The following is a 12,501-nucleotide window of genomic DNA, read 5'->3' on the forward strand; positions in this document are numbered from 1 at the left end:
TCATTCCGGCATCCCCATTCCACGCCACGTCTCGACAAAACGCTTACGTTCTTCGAGCGTATACAACTCCCCAACATCTAGTCCCTCGAAAAATCGGTTCACTTCGCTCCAAATCCTGATGAACAAGTCATTCTTCAACTGAAAAATGAGTTGCTGACGAAACGTTCGATCCTCTTCGATCACTGCCTCTAATTGAGTCAGTCGCTCCTTCGTCGGCTCTACTTCCGAAAACGCCATTCGCTCTAACAGTTTAAGCATTTCGATGATATCGGTCGCTTTCGTCTGTTTCGTGACGATGAACTCCGACAAAAGCTCGATGTAGCGATGTCGGTCTTGTTCACATAGGAAAGTACCCCCGCCGCGTCTTGTTTCGACGATGCCTAAAAAGCTCAATGCGCGTAACGCTTCTCGAACAGAAGCGCGACTAATGGATAGCGTCTCCGCAAGTTCACGTTCGGATGGAAGTCGATCCCCTGGGACCAGTGACGATTGGACAATTAATTTTCGTATCTTTGAAATATTTTCGTGAAATGTGGATGCGTGTTTTTCATGCATCTGACCGTTCAACTCCCTTATTTGGATCACTTATCAATCTTAAGTGGTCAGACCAATTAGTGCAATTATATCACTATTTAGGACTTGGTACTAGTTTCTGGACCAACCATTTTCATATCAATTCGTTTTAAGACAACATTCTCTTCTCCGAATCGCCTCTTCGCCTCTGCCACATATTCCTCGTTCGGGTTGATTGAAAAAGCAGATGCTAATTGCTTCACTTCTTTTGAATCCGTGAATCGACAGACGACCGGAACATCTCCTTGTGCACGCTGAATCCAGTCTTCTAGTTCAGAGAATCGATCTAACGTTAACCTTACGAACAAAGCTTGACCATGTAATGGGCGCACTCGTTCGACAATCAATTGTTTGCGTCCATCTCGCTCGTTCGAATGGACTTCAAGCAACAAAATGTTTCCTACGTAGAGGGAGCGACTGAACTGGGCAAAGGTTCTTGGAAAGACGACGACTTCTTCTTGCGTCACCCCATCGTCTACCATCATGACACCCATCCGCTCTTGCTTTTTCGTCATAAACGTACGCACGTCATCCACATACACGACTAGATACCCGTTCGTCCCGTGCAGAACGTCTTCAATCGTGGAGGGCTCAATTCCCACGTCCGGAATCGTCGTAAGCGGCGAGTGCACAACCCATGTTCCGAGTGCTTCCCGCTCTTCTTCAGACCAGTTTGGTTCTTTCGCTTTTTTCTGCTTAAGCCCGAGTGATGATAGTTCATCTGGTAAGAAGTGCGTACCGGCCTCTTCACGTAAACGTTCGACTGCTTCAAACGCACTCGTCCGATCACCATGATACATTCGGTCAAGCGCTCCAGCTCCTAGCAAACGCCTCAACTTGAGTTGATCTTTACTCTTCCATTCCATCGTTTCTTGAAGAGTCCGGACGTCTTTTAGCTGTCCATTCAGCTCGATGAGTCGTTCTACGTCTCGTTTCGTCAGTCCTTGAATCGCTTTAAGCCCAAGACGGACGCCAGGACCTTCAAGTGTCGCATCGGCATGACCGTGCAATACGTCTGGCGGATACACAGGGATTTTGTCTTTACGCAATAGTCTCACGAGTTGACTTGTCTTCTCCGACGTCACGACATGGAAAACACGTGGATAATGCGCTTTGACGTAAGCCAATCGATAACTGATCAAACTGTAGGCGACCGCATGGGAACGGTTAAACCCATACCCTGCAAACTTTTCAATCCAAGAGAAGATTTGTGACAAGACATCTCGGTTCTTTCCTTCAGATTGACGTAAAAACCGCTCTCGTTCTCGTTCAATCGTACCGGTATCTTTTTTGGCAATCGCTCGTCTGACCAAATCCGCCTCGGCATATGAATATCCACCGAGTTTTCGAAGAAGTCGCATGACCTGTTCTTGATAAACGAGCACGCCATATGTCGACTTCATGATTTCTTCGACGTCCGGGTGAATCGGTTGATATGGCATACCATGTTTTCGTTTTGCATACGTTTCAATAAACTGCATCGGTCCTGGTCGATAGAGCGACATCGTCACGACGATATCCTCAAACTCTGTCGGTTTGACTTGGCGCAACGCCTGTTTCATACCCGACGACTCAAACTGGAAGATCCCGTCCGTCTCTCCTCTTGCTAACAATCGGTACGTCCGGGCGTCATGTAAGGGAATGGTCTTTAAGGAGAACATCGCGTCACTCTCGCGGACCAATTCCTCCATTTGACGAAGGCGAGTCAAGTTTCGGAGCCCGAGCAAATCAATTTTGAGTAGCCCGATTTCTTCCAAATCCTTCATATTATATTGGGTCACATGCTCATCGAGTTCGGGTTGGAGCGGTGTCACGTTTTCAATCGGTTGACGACTGAGTACAACCCCAGCGGCGTGTATGGATGATTGACGCGGCAACCCTTCTAGCTGTTTCGCAATCCGAATCAACTGTTGACGTTTCTGGCTACCTGCGAACCATTTCATCTGTTTTGGATTCGCCATCAATTCGTCCAACCCACCTGATTTCACTTGTTTACTTGCAGCCTGCCCTTCTTCTAACGTCATGCCGAGCGCCCTCGCGACGTCACGGATGGCCGCCTTTGCCCCAAAGGTTGCGAGTGTACCAATTTGCGCCGCATGAGCCTCCCCATATTTCGATAGCACGTATGAAACGACTTCTTCCCGACGCTCATCTTCAAAATCTAAGTCAATATCCGGCATCGAGACGCGTTCCGGATTGAGGAACCGTTCAAATAGGAGACCATAGCGAACTGGGTCGACTTCTGTAATGTGCAGTGCAAAACTGATGAGCGAGCCGGCCGCCGACCCCCGACCTGGACCGACCTCGATCCCGGACTCACGGGCGAATCGGATGATATCTTCGACAATCAGGAAATACGAAGAGAACCCGGTCTTGGCAATGACGTCAAGCTCAAACTTCGCTCGTCCGATATACGGCTCTTTCATCAGTTCCATCGCTTTTAACCGTTCACCGACGAGCCGCTTCAACTTTTGATCAGCGTCCGGTAACTCTGGAATCGCGCCTTCCGCTTGTGGAAGATGCTCGATTTGAATCAGTGCTTCAAATCGCTCAAGCTCGCCCAATTCTTCTGAAGTGAACCAGTCGTTCATCTCGCTTGGTAGCCGGACATGCAGACCTTTTTGACGTACATCCTCCTCTGACATCACTTCGCCTTCTCGAATGGCAGAGATTGCCCGGAAACCCTCCACATCTTCAGGTCGCATATATCTCGTTTCAGGGACCGGAATCAGTTGGACGGCAAGCTCTTCTCTCATCATGCGAAGTTGCTTTAACAGCTGTACCTGTTCTGTCGTCTGCGGTGCCGGGAGACCGAGCCATAGTCTGTTCTCGTCTACAAAAGACAGCAGTTGATGATAAAGACGACGTCGATGGACCGGGTCGCTCGCTTTCCAGTTTTCCGGTAGGACAATGAGGGGCATCGTCGTACGTTCATCGATCCCGCCTTTTTTGATGATTCGGTATTGCTCTTGTAGTTCTGCTTCGTTCGAAGCATAAGCAAGTACCGACACATCGAGCCCGTCTAGTCGAAGGACGGTTCTCAGTCCGATGAGCGGCTTCACCCCATAGCGTTTGCAGTAGGATAGAAACGACGGCACACCATAAAAGGCATCGTCTGCGATGGCGACCGCTCGACTCCCTCGCTCTGTCATCTGCATCACATATTGTTCTAGTCGAATCGTGCTTTGTAGTAAGCTATAAGCAGTTCTGACATTAAGATGAATCATCTTCGTCCTCCTCTCTATTTAATGATATTGTCAAACTCAATTCTCCACTTCTCTGATACAATAATTATAGACAAAACTCACGACAAAAGGGGGCAAAAGCGTATGATTATCAATCGGGGACAAATTGCGCGCGATAAGTTAGAAAAATTACAGAACGGTCAAACCGTCTTTGCGGACAGTCCTGAAATCATCGACCGACTTCGAAAGTATATTGCAGAATATCAACTCGATGTCGTCGAAGATGTGACCGACCGCGGCACGTGGTTTATCCCACAAGAAAACGGAGACAAATGAAGAGAGCTGACCGCGGTCAGCTCTCTTCATTTTCTTCAAACGTGAACTCTCCTGCCACTTCATTCAGAGCAGCAATGACGTCATCCATTTCATCCCACGTATCAATCGTGGCACCTGACGCCATCGGATGGCCACCACCACGGTAACGCTTCGCCACTTCATTGATGACAGGTCCTTTCGACCGAATCCGGACACGAATCTCTTCTTTGTTTTCGACGAACATGACCCAACATTTCAATCCTTCAAGGCCAGAGAAGCTATTGACGAGTTGCGATGCCGCTTCCGGGGACGCATGGAACGTCCGGAGCACATCTTTATCAATCTTCACATACCCGACGCCTTCTTCTGTGACATTGACGTGCTGTAACACGTACCCTTGTAACTGTAGCGTCGCTAAGTTGGTCTTATACATGTGTCGGTACAGTTTGTTCGTATCGATGCCTTTGTCAATCAATCTCGAAGCAATCTCAAACGTACGTGCCGTGGCATTACGGAACTGGAAGCGCCCCGTGTCACCTACGATACCGGCATATAATAAGAATGCCGCTTCTTGATCGATCGGATAATTCCAAATGTTCGCCAGCTCCACAACCATCTCGGACGTCGAACTAACCGTGGTGTCCACGATTTGTGTCATCGCATACGGGTCTTCATCAGGGTGATGGTCGATTTTAATGACTGTTTTTCCTTTTAACGCATATGGTCCATCGATTCGTTCCTGATTCGCTGTATCTAGAATCAAAACGAGCGCATCCTTATACATTTCTTCCTCAACGTGTTCCATCTTTCCTAAAAATTCAAGGTCGGGCACCATACCGCCGACTACATAGATCTTTTTATCCGGATGAACCGACTTTAAAATACGTTGGAGACCGAGCTGGCTCCCCAATGCATCGGGGTCTGGTCTGACATGTCGATGAATAAAAATGGTGTCAGCCGCCTCGATTTCTGTTTTGATTGAATCCGCTTTCGCCCATGCCCACATGATGATTCCTCACTTTCCTACACACTATTATGGTATGATGATAACAGATTACGAGAAAGAAAGGGGTTCCTTCACTTGCAACTTGTCATGATTGGACTCATTTTGTTCGCGCTCGGAGCGTACCTTGTCTTCAAGCGTCGTGCTTTTTTGACAAAGACGCCAAACCGTAAAGCCTTGTTCAATACACAAGCTTTAATCTGGTTAAGTTTATTCCTCGCGCTATTCGCCGCGAACCAAATGGTTGGTGGATTCGGTTTGAATTCATCGGTCGGTTGGATTGTCAGTATCGTCATGTTGGTCGTTGGCTTAGGCAATGCGGTCGTTGGATTTATCCGTTACCGGAAAATCTATCCGCTCGCCGCAGAAGAACCGACGAATACGCCTTCATAAAAAGAGAGCACCCGCTACTCGTGTAGCCGGTGCTCTTTTAAGTTACCGATCAATCAACTGTGCCGTGACAAGCGCCTTGGCGACAAGTTGTGTACCTTGTGTCATTTCTACGTCTACTTTCCCGAACTTCCGTCCAAGATCGAAGACGTTTGCCGACACTCGAATCTGACTCTCAATCTGAATCGGTTTCATGAAATAAACGGTGATGTTCTCGACCACCAAATCCCCTTTTTTCATATGACGCAGACTGCGCGTCGCCCCTTCCACTAACAAAGTCGTCAACACCCCTGATGACGCAGTCCCCATATGGCTCGTCATTTGCGGAGCGACCTCGACAGTGAACGCCGTACCGTTCGACGTAGGATCTTCTTTCAATTGGTTCGTGATCATGTTGTCGAACGTTTCACCGACTTGTGGCTGACGATTTGCAAGCTGTAACGCCTTCAACACATCTTGACGACTTATGATGCCGAGTAAGCGACCATAGTTATCGACGACAGGGAGCATCTCAATCCCTTCCCATACCATCTGGTGCGCAGCGTTGGTCACGCTCGTCTGGACGCCGACCGTGATCGGGCTCTTTGTCATGACTTTCTCGATATCATAGTCGTGCGATTTGTCGATGACATCTTTCGCAGTAATCACCCCGACCACCTTCATCTGCTCATCGATGACCGGATAACGATTATGCTTCGTCCGCTCATTCAATTCGTGCCAACGTTTCACCGTATCATCCGACTTCAAATAAAACGTGTCGTGAAGCGGGATGACGATATCCGAGACAAGTAGAATCTCTTTTTTGATGAGGCGGTCATAGATGGCCCGGTTGATCATCGTTGCGACGGTAAAGCTATCGTAAGAAGTCGAGATGACAGGCATATCATACTTATCCGCCATTCGTTTTACTTCATCCGTCGTATCAAATCCCCCTGTGATCAACACGGCCCCGCCGGACTGCAAGACGAGTTCATGTGCCTTCTCCCGGTTTCCGATGATGACGAGTGAATCGACATCGATATAACGCATCATCGCTTCTAATTTCATGGCTCCGATGACAAATTTAGATAATGTCTTATGCAGACCATTTCGTCCACCCAACACTTGTCCATCGACGATATTGACGACTTCGGCAAATGTCAACTTCTCAATATTCTCTTTCTGTTTACGCTTGATCCGAATCGTCCCTACACGTTCGATCGTAGAGACGAAGCCCAGGTTCTCAGCTTCTTTGATGGCCCGATAAGCCGTACCTTCTGATACAGCTAACTCTTTAGCGATTTGGCGGACCGAAATTTTTGACCCAACATCGAGTGACTCGATATGTGCTATGATCTGTTCATGTTTTGTGGTCATACGCGGAGTCCCTTCTCTCAATACATTTTCTACTCTTTCTAGTATACTGTATCAGTCGAACTTGTTCAAACTGTACTAATCAAATTGCAACATTTCCTTTCTGTTTTCGAAACAGCTATAATAGACGAGTAGTCAACGTAAGAGTGAGAAGGGAAGGGATTCATCTTGAATCAACGCACCAATCAAATTGCACAATCTTTAGCGACGAAAGGATTAGACGCAGCATTCGTCACATCAAAGGCATCTGTATTTTACTTCTCGGGAGTATACGCAGAAGCACACGAGCGGCTGATTGCCATCCTCGTCCTAAAGAATGGGACAACTGCCATCATTTGTCCTGCCCTTGAAAAAGGAATTGTCGAAGCGAGTGACTGGTCAGGTGAAATCGTAACGTACATGGACCACGAGAATCCGTGGGATAAAATCGTCAAGTTGTTCCTCGATAACCAAATCGTTCCTGAACGTATCGGCATCGAAGGCGAGCATTTGACATTCAATCGTGTCGAGCAACTCCGCGCTGGTTTTGCCGGATTGTCGATTATCGATTTGACAGACGAACTCCAAACGTTACGCATGATCAAATCACCGGATGAAGTACGTACAATGAAACGTGCCGCTGAACTTGCAGACATGGCAATCGAAGCAGGAATTCGGTCACTTCGTGAAGGCGTGACCGAGCTCGAAGTCATCGCGGACATCGAATATGCAATGAAACAACAAGGCGTTCGTGAAATGTCATTCGACACACTCGTATTGTTCGGTGAAAATAGCGCCGACCCTCACGGTGTACCAGGCAACAACCGTTTGAAGAAAGGCGATTTCGCCTTGTTCGACCTCGGTGTCGTCTGGCAAGGGTATTGCTCGGATATCACTCGAACGGTCGTCTTCGGTGAAGCGAGTACGAAACAACGTGAAATTTACGAAACGGTATTACAAGCAGAAGAAGCAGCGATCGAGATGGCGAATGTTGGCACGACGCTCGGAGCGATCGATATCGCAGCCCGTCAAGTCATCACGTCCGCTGGATACGGTGAGTACTTCACGCACCGTATCGGTCATGGAATCGGAATCGAAGTTCATGAACATCCATCGATGGCGGCGAACAATGACATGACAGCTCAAGTCGGGATGACGTTTACGGTCGAACCAGGTATTTATCTACCGGGCGTAGGTGGTGTCCGTATCGAAGATGACCTCGTCATGACGGAGAGCGGTCCGATTGCATTGACGAGTTATCCGAAAACACTTCAAGAGATCGTATAAGAAAAAGGTGGGGTCCAAGGACCTCACCTTTTTACGCATTCCTCAATAGAACAATCGGAACATGACATCGCGTTGCGGAACTTCATAACGTTCCATTTTCTCTAGAAATGTTCGTTTGTTATAAGGGACAGCCCGCAGATCAATCTGCATCCCGTTTTCCCCGTCTGACAAAATCGCGAACCGCGCAAGTTCATCTCGTGCGACACCGAGCGCACCCGGATTGACGTACCGCTTCTTCTCGTCTTCGAATAGGTGAACCGGGTGGTGATGCCCAAATAAGATGATATCCCCATCGTACTCTCCATACAACCGTTGCATGTTTTCAATTGTCGGTTCGAGAATGTCATGAAACGGTTCATCAACGATGCTGGCTTGACGCTTTTCGCTCGGGATATGGTAGTGGATACCGAACGCTTTCTGACTAGCCATCTCACTCGTAATCGTTCGTGGAAGAGACTCAAGAACATCCACATATCTAGAATCGAGATGACGTGCGACCCATTCGTGATGCGGTCGCGTATGCGCATAGCTTTCTGGGTGACCATGCCCGGTTAGGAGCGAGACGACCGCTTCATCGTGATTACCGGAAATCATGTGTGCCCCGCGGTCAATCAATCGCTCCATGACCGCGTTTGAGTCCGGCCCCATCGCAATCATGTCACCAAGTGACCAGATCATGTCGACCTGCTCTGTATCTAACGCATGAAGGACTGCCTCTAGCGCCTCTAGATTTCCGTGAACGTCAGTCACAACGCCAATCTTCATCGCTCTCCCCCTCACTTTCGATACTGATGAACAACGTTGACCCCGCCGGTCACATCGATGACGGCGCCCGTAATCATATCTGATTCTTCATGCAATAGGAAGGAAATGAGTCGAGCAATGTCTTCTCCAGTCCCGTGTCGTCCGACCGGCGTTCCTTCATCGATTTCCGCTTCCTCGATGCGCATCTCCTTTTGAGATCCGACGATGTTTCCTGGATTGACCATGTTTGCCGTAATCCCAAAAGGCGCCTCCTCAAGAGCGACCGATTTCGTCAAACTGACGAGCGCCGTTTTTGCTGCCGCAAACGCCGAGCGGTGAATCCACCCAGGAGCTGATGCGCTCTCCGGAAATCCGTATGAGATAATGCGCCCGAAACGATTGGAGCGCATCGATGGAATCGCGCGACGCATCAACCAAAACGAAGCAGACAGGTTACCTGTCACCACTTCATCCCACTCTTCATCTGTCAATTCAACGAGCGGTTTCCGTTCAAAAATGTATGGACCCGCATTTAAAATCAAAGCATCCGGTTCGCCAAACCGCTCGACCGCTTCCTCATAGGCCGAGAGCAGCTGTTTGCGGTCCGTCAACCCTGCCTCGATCATATGTATCCGCTCATGTTCCCAATCAATCGGATTCCGCTGCAGAATACTAACGTGCCAGCCATCTTGCAAAAGACGTTCTGTCACGACACGACCAATCCCTTTTGCACCAGAAGTAATCATTACATGTTTCATCGTCCAACCTCCTCCGCCTTATTTTACCCGTTCTTTCACGTGAATTCCAAACTTGGACATGTCGTGAACAATCCCATGAAAAAATTCACTCATTTTCATGACGAAAAAGCGTGAAATCCGAAAGAAGTGGTATACTATATATGTAAGCCGAACGTATAATTCGAGCGAAAGGTTGGGATTTACATGGCAATTGTATACAAACACATTCTATCTGCCGTTGACGGCTCTAAAGAGGCGGAACGTGCATTCGAAACCGCAATCGATGTCGCCATTCGTAACGAAGGGAAACTGTATGTGGGTCACGTGATTGACACACGTACATTCGCGACAGTTGAAGCCTACGACCGGACGATTACCGAACGCGCAGAAACGTATGCCAAAGAGTTACTCGAAGATTATGTGAACCGCGCGAAAGAACGTGGCGTAAAAGAAGTCGAGACCGTGATTGAATACGGTTCTCCAAAAGTGACAATCGCTAAAAAGATTGCTCCTAACCATGATATTGATCTTATTATTTGTGGCGCGACTGGGTTGAACGCCGTCGAACGCTTCTTTATCGGAAGTGTTTCAGAAAGTATCGTCCGCTATGCGAAGTGCGACGTGCTCATCGTTCGTCAATAATCGTTTATCCTCGAAAAAGGGGTCTTGCGCAATCGCAAGACCCCTTTTCTTTATTACAACACCTTGACCGTAACCGTTTTGCGACCGAATTGAATCGCCGCACTGTGCGAGTACATTAAGATATCGATTTTATTTCCTTTGATGGCGCCGCCAGTATCTGCAGCCGTATACGTTCCTAACAACTTGCTCCCTACGTATACTTGAACTTTCGTGCCAAGTGGAATGACACGCGGGTCGACCGCGATCACATTACGTTTTTGTGTACGAACGTTCCAACCGAGAGCCGTCTTCCCAGAACAGCCTTTGCAATAAGGTGTATACGCGGATGCTTTCATCGTGTACGTTTTGCCGACAGACTGTTTCTTCGCTCCTGTAGTTGTGACATAACTTGTCGCAACCCATGCTTTTTTCTTTTTATAATAAACTTGTGTCCAGGCTCCTTTTGAACCTAAACGTTGCAACTTTTGACCTTTGTTTAACTTACCCAAGATTTTTGTACCCATTCGTGCATCTGAACGAATATTTAAATCGTTCACTTTACTGACGACATAAACTTTATTTGAAGAGGCAGCTTGCACTTGCGATTGTGGCAGGAAAAGCGTTGAAACTAAAATCGTAATTAGCATCATCCATCCTAACTTTTTAAGCATGCAATCGTTCCTCCCTTAGTTCAGATCGTGTCATCGATGATTTGTACATCGAATGTTTCGTCCAGATAACTATATGATGAAATATGTAGCAGTGCCGTTACACTTACGGTTCATTTAAATGTCACGAACGTTACAACTTGATGTCAAAACACCCGACTCTTTGCTTTTATTCGCATCTTTGAAACGAAGTAGAGATATTTATATAAATTATCATCCAATATATGGTTTTTTAATGACTCAAATGTTACAAAACGATATATAACATGCACCTAATGTTACAAAGTGAAAATTCATTTGTCCTATTCATCCTCTAGCACGTTAGGAAAAAAGGCTCAAAAAAACCCCACGTTACGCGAGGTAACGTGGGGTTGAGTGATCTTATGCGTGCTCTTCAACGAGGTTTGCAATGCGAACCGTGTCACGTGCGATGACCAATTCTTCGTTCGTTGGGATGATGATGACCTTAACTGGTGAATGTGGGTAGTTGATGAACAACTCTTTGCCTCGTGCACCGTTGTTAAGTGAAGGATCCCAGTAGACGCCCATGAATTCGAGACCACGAAGGATACGCTCACGGATGACATCCGAGTTTTCACCGACACCTGCCGTGAAGATGATGGCGTCGACACCATTCATTTCAGCGGCATATTGACCGATGTAACCGTGAATACGGTTTGAGAAGATTTTGAGTGATACTTCTGCACGGTGGTTTCCTTCTGCAGCCGCTTGCTCGATGTCACGTAAGTCACTTGAAATACCAGAGAGACCGTAAACACCTGACTCTTTGTTCATGACGTTCAAGACGTCTTCAGCAGACTTACCTGTTTTTTGCATCAAGAATGGAATGAGAGCTGGGTCAAGCGAACCTGAGCGAGTTCCCATCGTAATTCCTTCAAGCGGTGTGAAGCCCATTGTTGTATCAATCGAGCGACCACCTGCAACGGCTGCGATTGACGCACCGCTACCGAGGTGACATGAGATTAAACGTAAGTCTTCGAGCGGACGACCGAGAAGTTCTGCTGCACGCTGTGTCACATACTTGTGGCTAGTCCCGTGGAAACCATATTTACGAACGCCGTGCTCTGTATAGTATTCATACGGAAGACTGTACAAGAAGTTCTCTTCTGGCATCGATTGGTGGAATGCCGTGTCGAATACCGCAACTTGTGGAACGTTTGGCAGAATTGCTTGGAAAGCACGAATCCCAGTCAAGTTTGGTGGGATGTGAAGTGGTCCGAGCTCTGTGAAAGACTCGATGTTCTTCATGACTTCGTCATCGATAACAACCGAATCCGCATACAACTCTTTCCCGTGTAACACACGGTGACCTACGCCAGAAATCTCATCGAACGATTGAATGATATCAAGTTCGATCAGTTTCTCTAACGTCAATTCAACCGCTTCTTTGTGCGTGTGAAGTGGTGTGACCACGTTGAACTTCTGTCCTTCACCGTACTTGATTGTAAAAATTGCATCTTCTTTCCCTACACGCTCAACCAATCCAACTGCGAGCAACTCTTCCGTTGGCATCTCGAGTAACTGGAACTTGAGCGATGAACTACCAGCATTGACTGCCATAATTTTCGTCATGTCATACACCTCTTACCTTTCGTTTTAAACGCGTTTCTTTATCTGTTCAATTT

Annotated in this window: 12 protein-coding genes; 4 read left to right on the forward strand and 8 right to left on the reverse strand. The window is 47.5% G+C overall.

The features are described from left to right. Positions 1 to 555, reverse strand: coding sequence for a FadR/GntR family transcriptional regulator (locus tag KNO75_RS05985; RefSeq protein WP_214820378.1), 555 nt, complete (start codon positions 553 to 555; stop codon positions 1 to 3). A gap of 77 nt (positions 556 to 632) precedes the next feature. Next, positions 633 to 3,800 carry a DNA polymerase III subunit alpha gene (dnaE, locus tag KNO75_RS05990; protein ID WP_214820380.1) on the reverse strand — a complete coding sequence of 1,056 codons (3,168 nt, stop codon included), beginning with the start codon at positions 3,798 to 3,800 and terminating at the stop codon, positions 633 to 635. 102 nt (positions 3,801 to 3,902) lie between these two features. Between dnaE and KNO75_RS05995 the strand changes: the two genes are divergently transcribed. Then, a complete protein-coding gene (locus KNO75_RS05995) occupies positions 3,903 to 4,094 on the forward strand; it encodes a YtzJ family protein (protein ID WP_074033430.1) in 192 nt (63 codons plus the stop codon). A gap of 16 nt (positions 4,095 to 4,110) precedes the next feature. Here KNO75_RS05995 and KNO75_RS06000 read toward each other — a convergent pair whose 3' ends face one another. Further along, on the reverse strand, positions 4,111 to 5,079 hold the full coding sequence (locus KNO75_RS06000) for a DHH family phosphoesterase (protein ID WP_214820382.1): 969 nt from the start codon (positions 5,077 to 5,079) through the stop codon (positions 4,111 to 4,113). Between the two features lie 75 nt (positions 5,080 to 5,154). Between KNO75_RS06000 and KNO75_RS06005 the strand changes: the two genes are divergently transcribed. Further along, complete coding sequence (locus KNO75_RS06005) at positions 5,155 to 5,469, forward strand: YtpI family protein (protein ID WP_074033432.1); 315 nt, start codon at positions 5,155 to 5,157, stop codon at positions 5,467 to 5,469. Between the two features lie 42 nt (positions 5,470 to 5,511). On the opposite strand, the gene KNO75_RS06010 is transcribed toward KNO75_RS06005, so the two are convergent. Further along, complete coding sequence (locus KNO75_RS06010) at positions 5,512 to 6,822, reverse strand: DRTGG domain-containing protein (RefSeq protein ID WP_214782184.1); 1,311 nt, start codon at positions 6,820 to 6,822, stop codon at positions 5,512 to 5,514. Positions 6,823 to 6,987: 165 nt separating this feature from the next. On the opposite strand from KNO75_RS06010, the gene KNO75_RS06015 reads away from it, so the two are divergent. After that, positions 6,988 to 8,085 (forward strand): M24 family metallopeptidase, encoded by a 1,098-nt coding sequence (locus KNO75_RS06015; protein ID WP_214820386.1) that lies wholly within the window; start codon positions 6,988 to 6,990, stop codon positions 8,083 to 8,085. Positions 8,086 to 8,127: 42 nt separating this feature from the next. Here KNO75_RS06015 and KNO75_RS06020 read toward each other — a convergent pair whose 3' ends face one another. Both KNO75_RS06020 and KNO75_RS06025 read right to left on the reverse strand, forming a co-directional pair. Then, positions 8,128 to 8,850 (reverse strand): metallophosphoesterase family protein, encoded by a 723-nt coding sequence (locus KNO75_RS06020; RefSeq protein ID WP_214820388.1) that lies wholly within the window; start codon positions 8,848 to 8,850, stop codon positions 8,128 to 8,130. A gap of 11 nt (positions 8,851 to 8,861) precedes the next feature. Then, positions 8,862 to 9,587, reverse strand: a complete 726-nt coding sequence (locus KNO75_RS06025) for an SDR family oxidoreductase (RefSeq protein ID WP_214820400.1) — start codon at positions 9,585 to 9,587, stop codon at positions 8,862 to 8,864. A 183-nt stretch (positions 9,588 to 9,770) separates the two neighbouring features. On the opposite strand from KNO75_RS06025, the gene KNO75_RS06030 reads away from it, so the two are divergent. Beyond that, positions 9,771 to 10,208, forward strand: a complete 438-nt coding sequence (locus KNO75_RS06030; RefSeq protein WP_012726732.1) for a universal stress protein — start codon at positions 9,771 to 9,773, stop codon at positions 10,206 to 10,208. A gap of 53 nt (positions 10,209 to 10,261) precedes the next feature. Here KNO75_RS06030 and KNO75_RS15090 read toward each other — a convergent pair whose 3' ends face one another. Both KNO75_RS15090 and KNO75_RS06040 read right to left on the reverse strand, forming a co-directional pair. After that, positions 10,262 to 10,858 carry a 3D domain-containing protein gene (locus KNO75_RS15090; RefSeq protein ID WP_214795643.1) on the reverse strand — a complete coding sequence of 199 codons (597 nt, stop codon included), beginning with the start codon at positions 10,856 to 10,858 and terminating at the stop codon, positions 10,262 to 10,264. A gap of 378 nt (positions 10,859 to 11,236) precedes the next feature. Beyond that, complete coding sequence (locus KNO75_RS06040; protein WP_214693261.1) at positions 11,237 to 12,448, reverse strand: acetate kinase; 1,212 nt, start codon at positions 12,446 to 12,448, stop codon at positions 11,237 to 11,239. Positions 12,449 to 12,501: the final 53 nt, after the last annotated feature.

This window comes from Exiguobacterium sp. s35, from assembly GCF_018617535.1.
Taxonomy (GTDB): Bacteria; Bacillota; Bacilli; order Exiguobacteriales; family Exiguobacteriaceae; genus Exiguobacterium; species Exiguobacterium aestuarii.